Origin of the sequence: Neisseria sp. DTU_2020_1000833_1_SI_GRL_NUU_006 (assembly GCA_032388755.1) — a bacterium.
GTDB classification, from domain to species: Bacteria; Pseudomonadota; Gammaproteobacteria; order Burkholderiales; family Neisseriaceae; genus Neisseria; species Neisseria sicca_C.
In genome coordinates, this window is record CP135593.1 from 2490593 (window position 1) to 2509337 (window position 18745).

The following is an 18745-nucleotide window of genomic DNA, read 5'->3' on the forward strand; positions in this document are numbered from 1 at the left end:
AATGCGCTAGAATCTCAATGATATAGTGGATTAACTTTAAACCAGTACGGAGTTGCCTCGCCTTGCCGTACTATCTGTACTGTCTGCGGCTTCGTCACCTTGTCCTGATTTAAATTTAATCCACCATATCAGGACGGTATTTCTGCGAGAGAGATTTAGAGATATGTATTTGCTGTCATTTTGAAACATGTCTTCATGGCGGAGAGTACATTTGTTTTTGAGCAAGATCGGCAGGTAACGTTTTTATTTCATGTGTTATGTTGTGTGATTGCCATAAGAGACTTGTTATCAAAAAAGGTCGTCTGAAACCGAATTTGAGGTTTCAGACGACCTTTTCGTTTTTTGATACCGATGTGTGGTTTTCAGCGTTTCTTTCAGTTTTCTTGTAAAGAAACCGTCTGTTTGGCGAGGGGAGCAGGATGCAGTGCAGTCAGCTTCTTCGTCAAGATATTCAAAATCACACCGTAGGCTGGCAGGAAGAAGAGGGTGCAGATGGTGAGTTTGAACAGGTAATCGACAAAAGCGATGTCCTGCCAGTTTGCTGCCATAAATTCATCGCTGCTGGCGTAGAAGGCAATGGCGAAAAATACCAGCGTATCCAGGGCGTTGCCGATGACGGTTGATGCGGTCGGGGCAATCCACCACGCTTTCAGACGACGTAATTTGTTGAACACAAAAATATCAAGGATTTGTCCGAGTGCGTAAGCGGCAAAGCTGGCTAAGGCGATGCGTCCGACAAAGGTATTGAATTCGGATAGCGCGCCTAAACCTGTCCAACTGCCGTCGTGGAACAAAACGGAAAAGATGTAGGAAAGCAAAAGGGCGGGGAACATGACCCAAAAGATAATCCGCCGTGCCAAGTGCGAACCGAAAATGCGGACGGTCAGGTCGGTGGCAAGGAAGATGAAGGGAAAGGAAAACGCGCCCCAAGTGGTGTGGATGCCGAAAATTTGGAAGGGGAACTGCACCAGATAGTTGCTGGCGGCAATGATGAGGATATGGAAAAGCACCAGCCAGAAGAGCGCTTTCTGTTGTTGCACTGTTGTAAATTCGTACATGGAAATCTTTCGGAAAGGCTTTCAGACGACCTTCTCGTGAAAAAGGTCGTCTGAAAATGCGTAAAAAGGGGATGGATTATTGGCTGTCGTGTTCGAACAGGCGTTTGCGTGCCAGTGTTTCGAACTCGGTACCTGCTTTGCCGTAATTGGCAAAGGGATGAATGGCGATGCCGCCGCGCGGTGTGAATTCGCCGAAAACTTCGATGTATTTCGGATCCATCAGGGCAATCAGGTCTTTCATGATGATGTTGACGCAGTCTTCATGGAAATCGCCGTGGTTGCGGAAGCTGAATAGGTAGAGTTTCAGGGATTTGCTTTCCACCATTTTGATGTGCGGGATGTAGCGGATGTAGATGGTGGCAAAGTCGGGCTGCCCGGTCATGGGGCAGAGGCTGGTGAATTCGGGGCAGACGAACTTGACGAAATAATCGTTGTCGGGATGTTTGTTGTCGAATGCTTCAAGAATTTCGGGAGCGTAGCCGGTCGGATATTGGGTTTTTTGATTGCCCAAAAGAGAGATGCCTTGCAGCTCTTCGGTATTGCGGGACATAAGGGTTTCCTTAGTTTTTTAATGTGGGAGGTTTTCGAACCACGAAAGGCGGATTGTAATATAAGGCAGGGGTGATGTGTAACCTTTATGCAGCATCGGAGGTCGTCTGAAGCTATTTGCAATTAAACGATTTGAATTGTAACCACAATTTTAAAAAATGATTAAAAATGTAATTTTTCAAATGATTGCTTTATTTTCAGCTTATTTCTGTCAATTACAGGTAAATAAAGCCAAGCAATAAGAACTAAGCAGGTGTCGGAAAGTCCTAAGAATCGGTTTGATGGAAGACAAAAGTTGGTAGTTCGCTTTTATGCAAAATAATGTTTTTTGCATAAAAAGTACCATTCGTTATTAACTTTAACCGATTGTCAGATTTTCATCAGAAGAATAGTCAATTAGATTAGTATGTTCACATAAAACAAATATTTGGCATTTTGATTCAATGATTTTTTCATCGTTGCTCCCATCGGATGGGGCGGCGATTGAAGTTGGTAATTAAGAGGAATAAACCATGAGTTTTTCACAAACCGATTTGACCACGGCATTAAAAACCCTATCTGACCGCCTGCCTCAATTTTCCGAGCAGCAGACCAGGGCTGGGCGGATGTTGCGGGTCGTAACCGAACGCCTCAGTTCGCATCTGAATGATAATCTGAAAGTATATGGCATCAATGAAAACCTCTGGTTTGCCTTGATGGCGGTTTACGTCAGCCCCAACAGTGAAATTTTACCATCACGCTTGAGTGATTTGATGGATCTGACCCGTACCAGCGCGACCAGATTGTCGGACGAAATGGTCAGCCGGGGCTGGGTTGCACGCTATATCAACCAGCAGGACCGCCGTCAGATTGTGCTAAAATTGACCCCCGAAGGTGAGGTTTTTATCCAAAAAGTATGGCCGCAGGTTTCCAGTACGAACCAAGAGGCTTGGAAAGATTTCACCGATGAAGATTACAACCAATTGCAATATTTGTTGGGTAAGCTGCTGCGCCGGCTGGAGGGCTGATAAAGCGGATGCAGGATGTGGCGGATACCGATAATAAAACGGAGTATTCCATGAAAGCCAATCCCTACAAACAGGGAATCTGTATCGCTACCGCCATTCTACTTTCTGCCTGCGCTCAATTCGGTAAACAGGCTCCTTTGGAAGAACCTACCAATTACGGGCTATCTGAAGGTAAGTCTGCAGCCATGGTTCAAGATGCGTGGTGGATGCAACTGAACGACCAAAAACTTAACCGATTAGTTGCACTCTCTATCCGTAATGCTCCCGATTTGCGTATTGCTAAGGCGCGCTTCGAACAAGCACAAGCGCAGCTGGGAATCACTGAAGCCGCAAGCAAAATGCAAATCGGGTTGTCCGCGCGAGGGGCGGGAGCATATGTTGCTCCTAAGCCCTCATCCGGTCATATTGATACTGACCATACCTTATTATTGGCAAATACTGCTTTACAGGGTACTTGGTCGTTTGACTTTTGGGGTAAGAACCGGAAACAGGCCGCGTCCATATTAGGAAAGCGCAAGGCCATTTTGTACGAGGCCCATCAAACGCGTATTGATATCGCCAATGCGGTTGCATCACAATATTTCACATGGCAGATGTTGTTAATACAACAAAATCTATTATCCGAGCGTATGGAAACTGCAGACAAGATGCAGCAACTGATACGCAGAAGGATTAATGCCCGCCTGGCTTCTGCAGAATCGCTTTATCCGGTTGAAATGCAACAGCAAAGTATGCAGTTGGAAAAACTGGAGTTGGAGCGCCGAATTGCTAAAGTGCGTCATGCTTTAGCAATATTAAGCGGGACAACACCTGACGGTTTATCTTTGTATATGCCTGAAAAAATGGCAGCAGTTCCTGTCGCTCCAATCAATAAAATCCATGCAGATTTATTGGGTGCCCGCCCGGATATTGCTGCACAAAAAGCTATGTTGGAATCTCGGTTCAATACGGTTAAAGCGACAGAAGCTGAGTTCTATCCCAATATAGAACTCAAAGTTTTGGCAGGTCTGGCACATATTGATGCTTTTAATGTTGTACGAGGGCGTACATCGGGTATGATCGGCGTACTTCCTGCCTTAAATCTGCCAATTTTTACTTCAGGAGCATTACAATCTAAGTTGGCAGGGCGGCGTGCCGAATATAATGAACAGGTAGCCCTTTATGACCGTACTGTTTTAAATGCCATGCGTACTGCTGCCGATGCGGTTGTTGACTATCAAAATATGCAGAAACGACAAAGCATTTGGGAGAAAATGCAGGAAACTGCTGAAAAAACAGTCCGTAACGCGAATAGCCGTGTCAATGCGGGATTAGATAATGGTCTATCTGCTCTGCAAAAACAGAACGAACTTCTGCAATTAAAAATGCAGAAAGCACAATATCAAGCCGAGTCATTGATTGCATGGAGCAATTTAAATACCCAACTGGGCGGAGGATTTAAGCTTGAGCCTTTGGGACGAAATGTCTCAAAAAAAAGTACAGGTAAAAAGGTACGCTGAGGAAAACAATGGCAGCTTGTTAATCAAGCTGCCATTTTTGTTTTCTCTTGATTGCTAATAGAGTATAAGTGGATTGGTAAAAACTAGGGAATGTAAAGACAGTTTTATAGAAATGCCAATATGATCCTCGATCAATGTACTATATTAGTTTTCCCTTTGGCGTGTTTGTATATAGAACCTGACTGTTCAGGGACGATTACTAGGTTTCAAATGATGTTTTACTTGCGAAAAACACAAAACCCGTTACTTAAAAAGCAGCGGGTTTTGTGTTATTCGGTTTTGAGTATCTGATATAAGGGGAACAGTATGTCTCGTATATGCGCACTCCGATGAGATAAGAAAATGAAAAGGGGGGAATCGTTGTTTAATGACTCGGAGCAGGACGGCATCCGAGTGAGTACTATTATATAATAATAGTAATTATTATCAATAAAAATTTTCAAAATTAATATAACTTATTGAAAAAATATTAAAATTATTTTTTAGATTTGAATGAAGGCTGAAGCAAAAGATGAAAATATTAAGTATCTGATTGAATTTACTAGTGTTTGAATAAGATGTTTTGAGCAGCTATTGGTCTATTGGTGTAGGGTAAGGTATGTATTAATCAGAAGGTCAGGGGGGAAAGCAAATATCAATTTTCAAATAACAGATTCTTATGAATCTTACGGCTTGCTCGCTATAAGCAAAGCTTCATAATCCATTTAAATATTATTCTTAAAATAAAGCGGTCTCGCTACTTTACTTGCAAGACCGCCTTATTTTCAATAATTTAAAATTTTGGTTTTAGAATAAGGAATCTAATTGTTTATTATTGCCGGTATTGCTTGGCAAAACTGGCTCCTCTTGTAAGTCTTGGCGGTCAAGACGGTTAGAGCTTTGTGGATCAGGCATATCATCGTCAGAAGATTGGCTGGTACGCTTAGATGGTTGAGAGATCGGGCGTGGTGCTACTCCACCGTTTTCCAAGGCTAAGTCAGAACTGGTAGTTAGTCGTTCCTTCATATAATACTCGCCACCATTAGAAACTATGCCTTCAGGTGCTTTCATTCCCTTGATCTCAGTGCCTTTGAGAGCGTAACGCATATAATCTACCCATACCGGAATTGCAATCGTTCCACCATAACCTGCACGCCCCATACTGCGGGGTTTGTCAAAACCAACATAAACAGCAGTTACCACTTTGGGATTAAAACCGACAAACCATGCATCCTTGTTGTCATTGGTCGTTCCGGTTTTACCGGCAATGTCGCTTCGACCTAATGTTGTTGCACCTCGAGCAGTACCAGCACGGACTACGTCTTGCATAATTTTATACATGATATATGCGTTTCGAGGATCAATTGCCTGAGGAGCATTTTCTCCTGCAACTAAGGGTTGCATCTGTGCTTTCAGACGACCTTGGCTATCGTAGATTTTGTCAATAACATAAGCTGAGATTTTATAACCACCATTGGCAAAAACACTATATGCCTCTGCAATACGGAGTGGAGTAGTTTCTCCAGTACCCAAAGCCATCGATAAACTTGCGGGAAGCTCAGACGGTTTGAAACCAAAACGCTGAGCATATTGCTGGGTGTATCCGATTCCGATAGACATCAGGATGCGGATAGAGACCATATTTTTCGATGCAGTTAATGCTTGGCGCAATGTAATGTAACCAGAATAACGCCCATCTGAATTTTTTGGAGACCACACACCACCATTTGCTCCTTTTCCTGGTAGAGATATTGGGGCATCATTTATCATGGTTGAGGCTGTCATACCTTTAGCTAGTGCAGCAGAATATACGAAAGGCTTGAATGTTGAACCAGGTTGGCGCATCGCCTGAGTTGCACGGTTAAAAGTTTTGCTATGGTAGTCATAGCCACCAACTAATGCTTGAACAGCTCCAGTTTTGGCATCTAAAGAAACAAGTGCGCCTTGTAGTAAAGGTTCTTGTACAACGGTCCAGCCATTGCCAATATTTTTCACTCTGATGACTGAACCGCGCCGGATACGGTCTTCCCCCATCTTTTCATTATTAACTGCTTTAGCTGCAAAACCTAACGATTTAGTGTCAAGGGTAATTTTACGACCGTTGGGTAGTTGGATTTGTACCGCTTTTCTAGAGGCTTCTAAGACAACCGCAGGAACCATTTTATCCACGGTATATAAAGTAGATAAATATTGGCTGACTGTTTCTTCAACATCATCTGTTTTGCTGAGGTCAATGTAGTTTTCTGCTCCTCTGTAGCTACTGCCTCGGTCAAAGTTTCTTAAGACCTTACGCAATGCTTCGGTAGCAACACGCTGATTTGCAGTATTTACGGTTGTATAAACATGAAAGCCTTGGGTGTAGGCTTCTTCACCATATTTTTCATATAGTTCTTGACGAACCATTTCTGCTACATACAACGCGTTTTGATCAATTTTTTGTACAAACCGCTCGTAATGTAATTCTTCTTTTAATGCGTCGTCACGTTGCTGAGAAGTAATCATCCCTTCTTCCAGCATATTATTCAGGATATAAGTTTGTCGCAGTTTGGCGCGTTCTGGATTCACAATGGGATTGTATGCAGAAGGAGCCTTAGGTAGCCCGGCCAACATGGCAGCCTCGGCCAAAGTCAAGTCTTTAACATTTTTATTGAAATAAATCTGCGCTGCCGAAGTAAACCCATAAGCGCGTTGTCCCAAGTAAATCTGGTTGAAATATAGCTCTAAAATCTTATCCTTGCTCAAGGATTGTTCAATTTTATAGGCTAAAAGTGCTTCGTTAAATTTTCGGGTAAATGTACGTTCACTGCTTAAATAGAAGTTTTTGGCAACTTGTTGGGTGATAGTGCTTGCACCAGATTGAACGCCTCCTGCAACGATATTACTAATCGCTGCTCGAGCAATACCCCAAACATCTACGCCCCAATGTTCGTAAAAGCGTTTGTCTTCAGCGGCAATAACCGCGTTCTTGAGAATATCGGGAAAATCGTTGATTTTGGTAAATTCACGCCGTTGCTCACCATAGACGCCAATAATTTGCCCATCTGCCGAGTAAATAGTCAATGGCATTTTGGGTTGGTAGTGTTGTAAGGAGTCTAAGGGAGGGAGTTTGGGGTAGGTTACTAAAATTGCTATAGCAATCAATCCAGTAGTAAAAATTGCTAGGCCCAACATCAAACCGATACAGGTTGTTATAATCTTTTTAATCATGACTAGGTAATAATTTTGCCATTATTGGTATTAAATAAAGTAAAATAGATATCGATTTCTATAAAACACGGCATTTCTCGTGTAAAGAGCAAGTCCTTTACGGATATCGAAACAGTTACTCACTCCTAATAATACAGGGAAATCTTATGATTGGCTTATCAAAAAACCCTAAAAATACAACTAGTAAGGCTGGAAAGTCCTCTTCAGGGTTAAGCAACCGTTCTGCCATCGGCATCGATATTAGTCAGCATGCCATCAAGATGGTTCAGCTGTCAGGGCGTAGTTTAAACCAAATTCAGTTGGAAAAATACGTTATTACTAAATTACCTAAAAATATTGTAAAAGGTAACAAAATTCAAGACTACGACCAACTTGTTACTTATTTGCAACATGCATATTCGCAATTGCGCAGTTCTTGTAAGAATATTATTGCAGCTATTCCTCAAGGATTAGCGACGATTGAGCAAGTGGTTTATTCACAAAAGGATACTGAGTTGGATTTGGATGAATTTGCAGAATCCGAAATCTCCTCAATCGGACCTATCGATGAAATAAATTATGATTATCAGGTCGTCGGTGCGTCTGTTATTCCGGCGGGGCAGCAGATTTTGACGGTTGCAGCGCGTAAGGATGACGTTGAACCCATGATCGAAATGTTTGAGGGGGCAGGATTGTCCTTATCGGCGTTAGATTTGGATTTATTGGCACAGCGTAATGCCTTCGTATTTTGGATTAACCAGTACGCTCCTGAATTAACAAATGAAAAAGTTGCTATATTTGGAATTTATGCAACACAGATGTATGCGTTGATTATTCAGAATGGGCAAATTCTATACAGGCAGGAAATGCCTGTAAGTACTGAGCAATTGAACCAGTTGATTCAACGTACATATCAGGTTACGGAAGAAAAAGCTGCCCAAATGATGGTATCTACGAGTAAACCAACTGATTATCAAGCACAAATTGCAGACCGTTTTAATGTTCAAGTGGCTCAGGAAGTGCAAAGAGTATTACAGTTTTATTACACAACACAGCCGACAGATGCTTTTTCAAATGTGAAGCATATTTTATTAACTGGCTCTGCATCGCAACAGACTGGTTTGGCTGAAAGCATTTTTTCGCAGACAAATACAGCAACACAATGTATTCAGCCAGTTACATATGTGGAGCGAGGCGGTAAGGTCGATTTGTCACAGTTACAAGTTGATGCTTCTGCTTTAACACTTGCATTTGGATTAGCATTAAGGGGATTGTAATATGACTGAATTAATTAAAATTAACTTTCTTCCATATAGAGAAGAAATTAAGCAACGTAAAAGACAGCAATTTAAAATTTTGATGCTTTCTTCGTTATTAATAGGAGTTGGTTTATCTGCAATAGCTTATTTAGCGATCAATAATGCTATTAGTGATCAAGAAAGTAGGAATGCATTTTTGGAAGCAGAAATTACCAAGTTGGATAATGATTTAGGAGAAATAAAAAAATTACAGCAGGAAAAAGAAAACTTCTTGGCTAAAAAGCAAAAAGTTGAGGAGTTGCAAGAAAAACGTTCCCAAGCTGCATATATCATCGATAGTTTGAATGTGGTTATTCCAGATAATACTTATATTACTTCTCTTGATGCAGAAAATCCGACTTCTTATAAGATTACAGGTCGGGCGATTAGCGATAATAAAATTGCCATGTTTATGCGGTCTTTGCCAAGTACAGGTATTTTTACGCAGCCAGAACTTTTGGAAATTAAGAAAATTGATAATTATCAAGAGTTTAATATTAAATCTATGATTGGTTCTGCGAGTATTCCAGTCAAGTCGGAGAGAGAAGCAATTAATGATGATCCGACGAAAGCACAGAACGGGGAGGAAAAGTAAATGGCCTCAGCAAAAGTAAAAAATTTGGATATTCAGAATTTATATTTGTTGAACCCTGCTGCAAAGTTTGTATTAGCTGCATTAGCAGTTGCAGGGGTATTGGCAGTTGGCTATGGAATAGTATTTCGTGATCAGCTGGAAACACTTTCAACCCAAGAGGCAAAGGAGGAGGAGTTAAAGGAAACATATACGAAAAAGAGTATTGAGGCTGCAAGTTTGGATAACTTGAAAGCTGAATTAATATCTATTCGTTCTTCATTTGACATCTTGTTAAAACAGTTACCGACTGATGCTGAAATTCCTACTTTGATTCAAGAACTGCACCAGGCAGGTTCAGCAAACGGTCTTCGCTTAGATAGTGTAGTTCCACAGGTTCCGGTCAATGATGGGCCAATACAGAAGTTACCGTATGAAATATCGATTACGGGCAAATATAATCAGATTAACCAATTTGCTAGAGATGTTGGTGGTTTATCGCGGATAATTACATTGGAGTCGTTAAAAATATCTCATGTTTCAGATAGTAAAAATAGCAAAGATAGTAAAAATGATATTTTAACGCTCAGAGCAATTGCGACGACTTATAAAGCCCGCCCGTCAGATGAGGTAGCAGCGGAACTTGCCGCTCAGCAGAGTCAGGCACAGGGAGATTCAGAAAATGGCCAAGCCAATTCTGAACAAAAATAATAAATGATAGGAAAATCATGAAAAATAAAATTTTCTTACTTACAAGTGTCCTGTCATTGACGGGGTGTACACCGGCATATGACGATTTGAATGAGTGGATGACTAAGACACGTCAGGATGCCAAGTCTCATATCATTCCATTTGAGGCTCCGGTAGTGAACCCTCCGGCTGTTTATAATCCACCGGCTTACAGTGGTTTAAATGCATTCGATTTTCGACGGTTGGATAATGCACCTAAAGGTAGCAACGCTCCAAATCCTAATCGTCCAAAAGAAGCATTGGAAGCATTCAGTTTAGAAAATATGCGGTACGTAGGGATGCTGAGCAATGGCAGTAAAACTGCCGGTTTTATTGATGTAAATGGACATGTCTATACAGTTTATCCGGGGAACTATATCGGACAAAATTATGGAAAAATCCAAAGCATTACTGATGATTTGATTGTTTTGACAGAGTTAGTTGAGGATAGTTCGGGCAATTGGATTTATCGAAAGGCGGAATTGCCATTAAGCAATAATGCTGAAAATAGTTCAAATGATGCCAGTAATGCTTCAGCAACGAATTCAAACTAATTTAAGGGGTCTCACTTCATGAAAACTAAGAATATGACGAAATTATTTGCCGGTATCAGTATGATTGCAGCAGCACAAATTGCATTGGCTGGTAATATTACTGATATTAATGTATCAACTTTGCCGGATAGTCAAAAAATTATCAAAATCCGTTTTGACCGGGATGTGATTAGCCCGAGCGGCTTTGTTACATCCACTCCGTCCCGAATTGCCTTGGATTTTGCCAAAACAAATATTCAATTGGCTCAACCTGTATTGGAATACGCGGATTCTTTGTTAAATCAAATTACTGCGGCTCAGAATAATGACCGATCTCGCATTGTTTTGGGATTGAATAAAGCGGCGCAATATAATACCGAAGTCCATGGTAATGAAGTATGGGTATTCGTTACAGAATCATCTGATCGAACCACAACTTCTGCGGCTATTTCAAATAATGCAAATGCACGTCAGAAGGCAGGCTCGTCTGAAGCAGTTAAACAAACGGTAAATTCAGCTAATATTGACTTCAGGAAGGGTGCACATAACTCAGGTATTGTGGAATTGAATGCGCCTGCTTTTACAGGAAAACCTGAAGTGAAGCAACAACGTGATCGGGTTATTATTACTCTGAAAAATTATCCGTTGCCGACACAAGCGCAACGCAGTTTGGATGTTGCCGATTTCAGTACACCGGTTAAAAATATTACGTTAAAACGTATTGGAAATGATGCTCAACTAATTATTCGTAATAATGGCAATTGGGATTTCAATACCAAAGCTGCAAATGGTCAATTTGCTTTTGAAGTAATGCCTAAGTCCGCAAGTACGGAATCAAGTGGGCTGAATGCAAATCCAAACAAATCTTTCCGCGGCCGTAAAATTTCCCTGGACTTCCAAGATGTTGAAGTACGTACCATTTTGCAAATCCTTGCGAAGGAGTCAGGGGTTAATATCGTGGCCAGTGATTCCGTGAATGGCAAAATGACACTTTCTTTAAAAGATGTGCCTTGGGATCAGGCTTTGGATTTGGTTATGCAGGCGCGTAATTTGGATATGCGTCGACAAGGCAATATTATCAATATCGCACCTCGTGATGAATTGTTGGCTAAAGATAAGGCTTTCTTGCAGGCGGAGAAAGAAATTGCCGAACTGGGGCCTTTATATTCCCAAACTTTCCAATTGAAGTATAAAAATGTAGAAGAGTTCCGGAAAATTTTGCGTTTGGACGACAACAATAGTGGAAACTCCAATGGTAGAAATACCTTATTGAGCAGCCGTGGCAGTGCGCTGATCGATCCTGCGACGAATACTTTGATTATTACGGATAATCGAAATGTTGTAGAAAAATTCCGTAAATTGATTGAGGAATTGGATGTACCGACTCGTCAAGTCATGGTTGAAGCCCGTATCGTTGAAGCAAAAGACGGTTTTTCGCGTGATTTGGGTGTGAAATTCGGTGTCGCAGGATCCAAAGGAAGCAACGCTTGGGGTAACTCTTGGAGTAATGCGCAAGATAACCAGGCTGTTTTGCGAGGCGATGCAAATTACCGTACATGGTCTTTACAACCGAACATTAGCCTGCCTGCGGCGGCGGCAACTAATAATATTGCTCTAGTACGAGCTTTGTCATCAGGTGCATTGGGTTTGGAAATTTCTGCTTCGGAGGCTACCGGTAAAAGTAAAACCATTTCTAATCCGCGTGTCCTAACTCAAGACCGTAGAGAGGCTACTATTGAGTCCGGTACCGAAATACCGTATCAGGAGGCTTCTTCCAGTGGTGCAACTTCAGTTTCGTTCAAAAAAGCCGTGTTGGGCTTAACGGTAACGCCGAATGTAACGCCTGATGGTCAAGTTATTATGACTGTAAAAATTACCAAAGATACGCCGCAAGACTGTACAGTGGACTCTTTGATTACCAAATGTATTCAGACTAAAAACTTGAATACTCAGGCGATGGTTGAAGATGGTGGCACGTTGATTGTTGGCGGTATCTATGAAGAAGATAATAGCGATACGATTAACAAAGTACCATTATTGGGCGATTTGCCAGTGGTAGGCAATTTGTTCAAATCCCGTGCGAAAAAAGAAGAGCGTCGCGAATTGCTGGTTTTCATCACTCCGCGAATTATGGATGGTGTAGGCAGCAATCTCCGCTACTAAAATTGGAAAAGGCATATACTCGGAAGGGTATATGCTTTTTTAATTGGCACAAATTAGATAGGGAATTTTAGGGATTTTTGTTTATTTTGGAAGGAATATGGTGAAATATCCATAAATGGTAATAGCTATATTCGATGATGTATTTCTATTTATTGAGGAGTTAAATCTAGACTTCGCCACATAGTAAGAGATATTGAGTTTTTTATACACTGAAGGCTACTTTCATTCTAAATTGTTTGTGACAAATGAGTGGGGCAAAGCTGCTATTACTATAAATAGGTCGTCTGAAAACATCACGTAATCTTTAATACCATCCATGGTCTTAGGTAAGCAGGGTTAAACACGATATAATCGGTATTGTCGGAAAACTAAGTATAAATAAGCGCCAACGCATGCCTGGCAGTATTCATAAATCTTGTATCGGATGAACACCTTCATGGAAAAGCTCAATGGTAATTTAATTCTTATCGGATTGATGGGGGCAGGAAAAACAACGCTGGGAAGGCAGTTTGCTCAAATGTACGATTGCCCGTTTTATGATAGTGATTTGGAAATTTGCTCAGCGTCAGGTGTTTCTATTTCCACTATTTTTGAGATGGAAGGAGAGGAAGGATTCCGCCACCGTGAGACTTTGATGCTGAAAAAGCTGTCGGCATTAAACGGCATTGTGTTGTCGACGGGAGGGGGTTCGGTTTTGCGTGAAGAAAACCGATGTTGCCTGCGTGAGCATGGTACGGTGGTTTATTTGCATGCATTACCTGAGGTGCTGTTGGAGCGTACACGTTATGATAGCAGCCGCCCGCTTTTAAAAACGGACGATCCTTTAAAAAAATTACGCGAATTGTATATGGTTCGGGATCCGATTTATCGTGAGACCGCGCATATCGTTATAGAGTCGGAGAGCTGTGCTAAAACCCTTCGAAAATTGGTTGAATGTTTGGATGGGCAGAAATTCATTGAATATGATGATTGAAGGTGTTGCCTTTGTTGATTAGGTCGTCTGAAATGTAAAAACGGTTTCAGACGACTTTTAGTTATATGTTCGCCCCCACCTATTGGTTTTGCTTGATAAAATGTTCTTTATCTAACTAGTCAGTTTTCAATAGAGCGGTAAGCGTATATTATTTTGCGTTGTTACTACATGATTTATTTTGACAAGGAGTCTTCTCCTATGCGTACTTTGACTGTTCAAACTCCGTCTCACCAATATCCTATTTTTATCGGGTATGACCTTATCGGGCAGGCTGATAGTTTACTTAAGCCTTATTTGAATAAAACAGCCGCAATCATAACCAACGAGACTGTTGCGCCTTTATATCTGAAAAATCTTCAAATGAGTTTGGACAGAATCGGTATCAGGCATTTCAGCATTATCTTGCCGGATGGCGAAAAATATAAAAACTGGCAGACATTGAACCTTATTTTTGACGGATTGATGGAAAACAGAGCCGAACGGAAAACTACACTAATTGCATTGGGTGGCGGGGTAATCGGCGATATGGTCGGCTTTGCCGCTGCAACGTACCAACGAGGTGCGCCGTTTATCCAAATTCCGACAACTTTGTTGAGTCAGGTGGATTCATCCGTTGGTGGGAAGACGGGTATCAACCATCCGCTTGGAAAAAATATGATTGGTGCGTTTTACCAACCGCAGGCGGTCTTGGCTGATTTGGAAACATTGAAGACCTTGCCGCGCCGAGAATTATCGGCAGGTATGGCAGAAGTTATTAAATATGGTGCGCTTGGCGATGTTGATTTCTTTGAGTGGTTGGAACAAAACGTTACGGATTTGATGGCGCAAAACCAAGAGAAATTGACGCAGGCGGTATATCACTGCTGCAAAATGAAAGCCGACATTGTTGCCAAAGATGAAACCGAACAAGGTATCCGCGCGTGGCTTAATCTCGGCCATACTTTCGGACACGCTATCGAGGCGGAAATGGGTTACGGAGTATGGTTGCATGGTGAGGCAGTGGCAGCGGGTTGCGTGCTGGCAGGTAGATTATCCGAAGAATTGGGTAAAATTTCCGATGCGGACACACGTCGAATCGCTGTTTTAATGGAGGCTGCAGGATTACCGTCATTGCCGCCTAAATTCCCGTTTGAAAAATGGATCAGCCATATGAGTCATGACAAAAAGGTCAGTAGCGGCGTGATGCGCTTTATCGGGCTGAACCGTTTGGGGGAAGCCAATATTACTGAAGTTAGCGATATTGATATTTTAAAGCGGACTTTGCAGCCGTATTTGTAATGCGCATTCCAGTAAATGTGCCGTGCATATTCATTGTCGCATGAGTCAAAAATAGAGAAGGTCGTCTGAAAAGTTTTCAGACGACCTTTTTATATGATTAAGGTAGGAGTGGAGTTTGTATCAAACCGAGTTTTTCATCAAAGCCGAACATGATATTCATATTTTGAACAGCTTGTCCTGCCGCCCCTTTAACTAAGTTGTCGATGACGGACAGAGCGATCCATACATTGTCAGACGAAGATTTTTGGATGCTGACACGGCAAAGGTTTGCCCCGCGCACGCTGCGGGTTTCTGGTGTTGAACCGGCCGGCATGATGTCCACAAAAGGACTGTCCCGATAAAATTCGCGTAAAACAGCTTCCGGATTGCAACCGTCCTCAAGATGCAGGTATAAAGTGGCGTGCATACCCCGGATCATGGGTGTCAGATGGGGAACGAAAATGAAATGTTCGGCAATTCCTGGTTGCAATGTGGCGATGGTTTGCCGAATTTCGGGCTGGTGTCGGTGTCCCGTAATGCCGTAGGCTTTAAAATTATCCCCTGCCTCGCAAAGCAGCGAGCCGGTATTGGCTTTCCGACCTGCGCCGGATACGCCTGATTTACAGTCCGCAATCAATGGCATCTGCGGTTTCAGACGACCTTCTTTCAGCAATGGGAGTAAAGGCAGTGAAACGCAGGTCGGATAACAGCCGGGGTTGGCAACGATTTGTGCAGATGCGATGGCATCGCGGTTTAATTCACTTAACCCGTACACCGCTTGAGGAACAATATCGGGGCTGGCGTGCTTCATTTTGTACCAATGTTCCCATGTGGGAATATCCTGTATACGAAAGTCAGCGGATAAGTCGACGATGCGGATACCTTTTTCCAAAAGACGGGGGGCATCGTTCATGGCGATTCCATTTGGGGTGGCGAAAAAGACAATATCGCATTTTTCTAAACCGGCGTGTTCGGGGGATTGAAAGGTCAGATCGTAGACTCCCCTCAGACTGGGAAAGTAATCAGAAACTGCTTTACCTGACTCGCTGCGGCTGGTTACCGTTGTAATTTCGATATTCGGATGACTGCTGAGAAGCCGTAAAAGCTCTACGCCGGTGTAGCCTGTTGCACCGACGATGCCGACTTTGATTTTCGAATTCATAGATTTCTCCAAGAGTAATTTTTAGATGTAGGCAGATTTGCCGGTATCGACTTCGTTCGAATACTGTTGTCCATTATAGAGGAACGGTGATGTATAGTGGAAACAGCCACTATGAGCAATACGAAAAAGTACTGACATCTATAAAAGAAAAAGTCGTCTGAAAACATGGAAGACGAGTTTTCAGACGACCTTTAAAGGGAAAATACTTAATGGTTATTTCCGTCCATACAGGATAAGTGGTGAGCAACCTATTTTATTTTAAACAGTTACAGGGCAATCTCTACTTAAAACAGCAATGAAGTAGGATCTCCGTCTGCCGGCAGATCATATTTGGGATAGGAAGGTGTAGAAGCCGCCGGTGGGGGATTGTATTCGGCAGCTTTGGGTTTGCTTGGTGAGTATTCCGAAGCCGCTTTCGGAGTCGGAGTATCTTCGGCATCTATTTCGATTTCAGAACCGGCGGGTAATACTTCATCTTTCACCGGGGCTGGTTTCGGCATGACTTTCGGTTTGCTGAAGGCACTTGAGCCGCTCATCCATGCCAAGGATTTCAGCGGGGTTTTCAATTTGACGCCTTTAGCACAGGTCAAACAGTTTGCCGCTCCGGTACGCGCCTTCAAAATTGCATCGATACGGGCGGCATTAATCGTTTTGCCGTGCGCCTTAGCCCAGGCGGCAATACTTTTTTTCAGAGCATCGGTATCGAGGTTCTTTTTATTGTAAGGATCGCGATATGCAGCCAGCCAAAGATTTTTATTGGCATCTTCGTTGAGGCTGGCAAGTTGGTAAATGACGGAAGCAGGGGCGCCGGTTGCGATGGTTTTTGCAAATTCAAGCGCATCCGGAGACTTCATGCGCACACAACCGTGGCTACGGACGCCCGGTACGCTGGCAGGCGCGTTCGTGCCGTGAATGCCCAAACTGAATTTCGGATCGCCCAAGCGGACAAAGACAGGACCCAGAGGATTATTGGGGCCGGGCGGTACGGATTTGACGCCGTCTCCGCGTTCTTTTTGAATAGATTTCGGAATGTGCCAAGTAGGATTAAAAGCTTTGGCTCCGATTTTGTGTTCCCCAAGGTTGGTTTGGGTCATGGCTTTGCCGACAGCAACGGGATAAATTTTTGTTAATTGTCCGTCGGTATAGAGGAACAGACGCTGTTGCGGAATGTTGATGACAACATGTTGACCTTGTGAGACGGGGGAAACATCAGGAACAGGTGTGTTGGCAGTTGCGTAGGCGGCCAAAGCTGCAAGGCTTGTACTGAAGAGAATTTTTTTCATGTTTTAAAATTTAAAAAAGGGGGGGGGAAATATTTCGGGCAATCATACCTGAATCTTTTTGGTTTTGTGCGAGAATATGCGTTTTTGCAAACAAAATGTGCCCTGTCGGGCAAAATGGATTTTCTTGATGAAGATGCGGACAGATAACAGGCAATATGAGGGCGAGGCGGATATTTTTTCTTTGGATTATGAAGGAAGAGGTGTCGCGCGCGTTAATGGTAAGGCATTGTTTATTGAAGGAGCGATGCCGGGAGAGCGGGTGCGGTTTGAAATCATCCGTTCAAAAAAACAATTTGATGAAGCACGGGTCATTGACATTACCCGATATTCGGAAAATCGAGTTGAGCCGAAGTGTAGGTATTTTGATACATGCGGTGGTTGTTCAATACAGCACATTGATTCGACAGCCCAGATTGCATTTAAACAACGCATTATGGAAGAGCAGTTGGAACGCATCGGCAAAATCCGACCCAAGCAGATTCTCCCAGCTATATATGGAACACCATGGCATTATCGGGAGCGTGCCAGACTGAGTATTTCAAAGGATGCAGGTGGTCGTCTGAAAATCGGGTTTAAGGCAAAAAAGAGTCATGAAGTGATTGATGTCGATTCATGTATGGTGTTGCCGGCTCATATTTCTGAGAAGTTGCCAAAAATAAAGCAAATGTTGCAAAGTTTGATAGATTTGGATTTGCTATTCATTGAGTTTTTTAATAGCGAAAAACTAACGGTTTTGAACATTTGTTCCGGAAAAAAAAACCGCCTAGTCAAAAATTGAGACAACTTGAAAAATGGTTTGATACGATATTCGGTCATGAGAAAAAACAGTGGCAGATTTGGCTGCAAGCCCGAAGACAGGAGGCCCAGCCATTCTATCCGAAAGATTGTCAGCCTTTGGGATATGCTTTACCTGAGTTTGAGGTTGAAATGCCGTACAAACCCGGGGATTTTACCCAGATTAATGCAGGCTTAAATGGAGTGATGGTTGGCAGGGCTTTGAAACTTCTAGATATTCAGAAAAACGAGCGTATTGCAGATTTGTTTTGCGGGCTTGGAAACTTCAGTATTCCTATGGCAAAAAGCGGGGCTGAGGTGGTTGGAATCGAAGGTGAAGGTTCGTTGGTTAAGCGAGCACGAAACAATGCTTCGGCTAACGGTTGTTCCGATAGGGTATCCTTCTTTGAAGCGGATTTGTTTGAAACAGATGAGGTTGTGGTAGCGTCATGGGGTCAATTCGACAAGATGTTGCTTGATCCCCCGAGAGGCGGTGCCTATGCTGTTGTCAAATCACTACATGCTCCGTATTTGCCGGTAAGGATAGTATATGTTTCTTGCAATCCGGCAACCTTTGCCAGAGATGCGGAAGTGCTGGTAAATAAGGGCTATAAGCTGAAATTGGCAGGGGTAATGAATATGTTTGCACAGACTTCGCATGTCGAATCTATAGGTGTCTTCGATTTGGAAAATAGTATATAGGTATTTGCAAAATGGTTTTTTA

14 protein-coding genes, 1 pseudogene and 1 riboswitch are annotated in these 18745 nt (G+C 42.6%); of the genes and pseudogenes, 10 read left to right on the plus strand and 5 right to left on the minus strand.

The window, feature by feature from the left end; all coding sequences use genetic code 11:
• Window positions 1–374 precede the first annotated feature (374 nt).
• Entirely contained in the window at window positions 375–1058 is a 684-nt protein-coding gene (locus RSJ68_12100; GenBank protein ID WNU97113.1) for a 7-cyano-7-deazaguanine/7-aminomethyl-7-deazaguanine transporter, read from the minus strand.
• 76 nt (window positions 1059–1134) lie between these two features.
• Window positions 1135–1608, minus strand: a complete 474-nt coding sequence (gene queF, locus RSJ68_12105; protein ID WNU97114.1) for a preQ(1) synthase — start codon at window positions 1606–1608, stop codon at window positions 1135–1137.
• A 4-nt stretch (window positions 1609–1612) separates the two neighbouring features.
• A riboswitch (PreQ1 riboswitch) is annotated at window positions 1613–1657 on the minus strand.
• 462 nt (window positions 1658–2119) lie between these two features.
• Between queF and RSJ68_12110 the strand changes: the two genes are divergently transcribed.
• The gene (locus tag RSJ68_12110) at window positions 2120–2614 is read left to right on the plus strand and encodes a MarR family transcriptional regulator (GenBank protein WNU97115.1); all 495 of its coding nucleotides are present in this window, start codon (window positions 2120–2122) and stop codon (window positions 2612–2614) included.
• 50 nt (window positions 2615–2664) lie between these two features.
• Window positions 2665–4113: an efflux transporter outer membrane subunit gene (locus RSJ68_12115; protein ID WNU97116.1), complete on the plus strand. Its 1449-nt coding sequence runs from the start codon at window positions 2665–2667 to the stop codon at window positions 4111–4113.
• Between the two features lie 786 nt (window positions 4114–4899).
• Here the strand turns inward: RSJ68_12115 and RSJ68_12120 are convergent.
• A complete protein-coding gene (locus RSJ68_12120; protein ID WNU97117.1) occupies window positions 4900–7299 on the minus strand; it encodes a penicillin-binding protein 1A in 2400 nt (799 codons plus the stop codon).
• A gap of 146 nt (window positions 7300–7445) precedes the next feature.
• Here RSJ68_12120 and pilM point away from each other — a divergent pair, with 146 nt between their 5' ends.
• The 7 genes from pilM to aroB all read left to right on the plus strand — a co-directional run bounded on the left by pilM (window position 7446) and on the right by aroB (window position 14823).
• The gene (gene pilM, locus RSJ68_12125) at window positions 7446–8555 is read left to right on the plus strand and encodes a type IV pilus assembly protein PilM (protein WNU97118.1); all 1110 of its coding nucleotides are present in this window, start codon (window positions 7446–7448) and stop codon (window positions 8553–8555) included.
• Between the two features lies 1 nt (window position 8556).
• Window positions 8557–9171, plus strand: coding sequence for a PilN domain-containing protein (locus RSJ68_12130; protein WNU97119.1), 615 nt, complete (start codon window positions 8557–8559; stop codon window positions 9169–9171).
• Window positions 9172–9858 (plus strand): type 4a pilus biogenesis protein PilO, encoded by a 687-nt coding sequence (gene pilO, locus RSJ68_12135; protein ID WNU97120.1) that lies wholly within the window; start codon window positions 9172–9174, stop codon window positions 9856–9858. It begins immediately after the preceding gene.
• A gap of 17 nt (window positions 9859–9875) precedes the next feature.
• On the plus strand, window positions 9876–10430 hold the full coding sequence (locus tag RSJ68_12140; protein ID WNU97121.1) for a pilus assembly protein PilP: 555 nt from the start codon (window positions 9876–9878) through the stop codon (window positions 10428–10430).
• Window positions 10431–10448: 18 nt separating this feature from the next.
• Complete coding sequence (gene pilQ / locus RSJ68_12145) at window positions 10449–12572, plus strand: type IV pilus secretin PilQ (protein WNU97122.1); 2124 nt, start codon at window positions 10449–10451, stop codon at window positions 12570–12572.
• A gap of 436 nt (window positions 12573–13008) precedes the next feature.
• Window positions 13009–13545 carry a shikimate kinase gene (locus tag RSJ68_12150; protein ID WNU97123.1) on the plus strand — a complete coding sequence of 179 codons (537 nt, stop codon included), beginning with the start codon at window positions 13009–13011 and terminating at the stop codon, window positions 13543–13545.
• 198 nt (window positions 13546–13743) lie between these two features.
• Window positions 13744–14823 (plus strand): 3-dehydroquinate synthase, encoded by a 1080-nt coding sequence (gene aroB / locus RSJ68_12155; GenBank protein WNU97124.1) that lies wholly within the window; start codon window positions 13744–13746, stop codon window positions 14821–14823.
• 97 nt (window positions 14824–14920) lie between these two features.
• Here the strand turns inward: aroB and argC are convergent, their stop codons facing one another.
• Window positions 14921–15964 (minus strand): N-acetyl-gamma-glutamyl-phosphate reductase, encoded by a 1044-nt coding sequence (gene argC / locus RSJ68_12160; protein ID WNU97125.1) that lies wholly within the window; start codon window positions 15962–15964, stop codon window positions 14921–14923.
• A 284-nt stretch (window positions 15965–16248) separates the two neighbouring features.
• Window positions 16249–17247 (minus strand): L,D-transpeptidase, encoded by a 999-nt coding sequence (locus tag RSJ68_12165; GenBank protein WNU97126.1) that lies wholly within the window; start codon window positions 17245–17247, stop codon window positions 16249–16251.
• 97 nt (window positions 17248–17344) lie between these two features.
• Between RSJ68_12165 and rlmD the strand changes: the two are divergent.
• Window positions 17345–18723, plus strand: a pseudogene (gene rlmD, locus RSJ68_12170) (23S rRNA (uracil(1939)-C(5))-methyltransferase RlmD).
• The last annotated feature ends 22 nt before the right edge of the window (window positions 18724–18745 follow it).

What these genes read in the sequence shown, in the direction of transcription:
- RSJ68_12130 (WNU97119.1), top strand. Translation starts at nt 8,557, where the DNA reads ATGACTGAATTAATTAAAATTAACTTTCTTCCATATAGAGAAGAAATT.
- RSJ68_12140 (WNU97121.1), top strand. Translation starts at nt 9,876, where the DNA reads ATGAAAAATAAAATTTTCTTACTTACAAGTGTCCTGTCATTGACGGGG.
- pilQ (WNU97122.1), top strand. Translation starts at nt 10,449, where the DNA reads ATGAAAACTAAGAATATGACGAAATTATTTGCCGGTATCAGTATGATT.
- pilO (WNU97120.1), top strand. Translation starts at nt 9,172, where the DNA reads ATGGCCTCAGCAAAAGTAAAAAATTTGGATATTCAGAATTTATATTTG.
- RSJ68_12100 (WNU97113.1), bottom strand. Translation starts at nt 1,058, where the DNA reads ATGTACGAATTTACAACAGTGCAACAACAGAAAGCGCTCTTCTGGCTG.
- argC (WNU97125.1), bottom strand. Translation starts at nt 15,964, where the DNA reads ATGAATTCGAAAATCAAAGTCGGCATCGTCGGTGCAACAGGCTACACC.
- RSJ68_12165 (WNU97126.1), bottom strand. Translation starts at nt 17,247, where the DNA reads ATGAAAAAAATTCTCTTCAGTACAAGCCTTGCAGCTTTGGCCGCCTAC.
- RSJ68_12110 (WNU97115.1), top strand. Translation starts at nt 2,120, where the DNA reads ATGAGTTTTTCACAAACCGATTTGACCACGGCATTAAAAACCCTATCT.
- RSJ68_12115 (WNU97116.1), top strand. Translation starts at nt 2,665, where the DNA reads ATGAAAGCCAATCCCTACAAACAGGGAATCTGTATCGCTACCGCCATT.
- aroB (WNU97124.1), top strand. Translation starts at nt 13,744, where the DNA reads ATGCGTACTTTGACTGTTCAAACTCCGTCTCACCAATATCCTATTTTT.
- RSJ68_12150 (WNU97123.1), top strand. Translation starts at nt 13,009, where the DNA reads ATGGAAAAGCTCAATGGTAATTTAATTCTTATCGGATTGATGGGGGCA.
- pilM (WNU97118.1), top strand. Translation starts at nt 7,446, where the DNA reads ATGATTGGCTTATCAAAAAACCCTAAAAATACAACTAGTAAGGCTGGA.
- RSJ68_12120 (WNU97117.1), bottom strand. Translation starts at nt 7,299, where the DNA reads ATGATTAAAAAGATTATAACAACCTGTATCGGTTTGATGTTGGGCCTA.
- queF (WNU97114.1), bottom strand. Translation starts at nt 1,608, where the DNA reads ATGTCCCGCAATACCGAAGAGCTGCAAGGCATCTCTCTTTTGGGCAAT.